Origin of the sequence: Paraburkholderia fynbosensis (assembly GCF_902859935.1) — a bacterium.
Classification (GTDB): domain Bacteria; phylum Pseudomonadota; class Gammaproteobacteria; order Burkholderiales; family Burkholderiaceae; genus Paraburkholderia; species Paraburkholderia fynbosensis.
Genome location: NZ_CADIKI010000078.1, coordinates 1 through 981 on the forward strand (window position 1 = coordinate 1; position 981 = coordinate 981).

Annotated in this window: 2 protein-coding genes; both read left to right on the plus strand. The window is 64.3% G+C overall.

Going from position 1 to position 981, the window contains the following annotated elements; translation table 11 throughout:
• The coding region (locus HV770_RS38070; RefSeq protein WP_425497562.1) for an electron transfer flavoprotein subunit beta/FixA family protein at positions 1–288 on the plus strand (288 nt) is incomplete at its 5' end.
• Between the two features lie 23 nt (positions 289–311).
• Positions 312–981 (plus strand): electron transfer flavoprotein subunit alpha/FixB family protein (locus HV770_RS38075; RefSeq protein WP_175166536.1); only part of this gene is annotated, 670 nt, incomplete at its 3' end.

The window sequence follows — 981 nt, forward strand, 5'->3', positions numbered from 1 at the left end:
GTGTCGCGCGAAGTGGACGGCGGCGCCGAAACGCTGTCGCTCACATTGCCGGCCGTGGTCACCACCGACCTGCGCCTGAACGAGCCGCGCTACGTGACGCTGCCGAACATCATGAAGGCGAAGAAAAAGTCGCTCGAAACGATCAAGCCCGCCGACCTCGGCGTGGACGTCGCGCCGCGCCTGAAGACGCTGAAAGTCGCCGAGCCGCCCAGGCGCTCCGCCGGTGTGAAGGTGCCGGACGTGAAGACGCTGGTCGAGAAGCTGAAGACCGAAGCCAAGGTGCTGTGAGGGAGACGGACGAAATGACGAATCTGGTTAATCTGGTAATTGCAGAACACGACAACGCGTCGATCAAGGCCGCGACGCTGAACACGATCGCCGCGGCGCAGAAGATTGGCGGTGACGTTCACGTGCTGGTCGCGGGTTACAACGCGCAGGCGGCGGCCGATGCGGCGGCGAAGATTGCAGGCGTTTCCAAAGTGCTGCTGGCCGACGCGCCGCAACTCGAAGCGGGCCTCGCGGAAAACGTCGAAGCGACCGTGATGACGCTCGTGCAAAACCCGGCGAATGCCTACACGCACATCCTGGCGCCGGCGAGCGCCTACGGCAAGAACATCACGCCGCGTATCGCCGCAAAGCTCGACGTCGCGCAGATCAGCGACATCACGGCCGTGGACAGCGCCGACACCTTCGAGCGTCCGATCTATGCGGGCAACGCAATCGCAACGGTGCAATCGGCCGATCCGATCAAGGTCATCACGGTGCGCTCGACCGGTTTCGACGCAGTGGCAGCCGAAGGCGGCAGCGCAACGGTGGAGAAGATCGAAGCCGCTGCAGACGCCGGCGTGTCGCAGTTCGTGAGCCGTGAAGTGACGAAGCTGGACCGTCCGGAACTGACGTCGGCGAAGATCATCGTCTCGGGCGGCCGCGGTCTGGGCAACGGCGAGAACTACACGAAGGTGCTCGAACCGCTGGCCGACA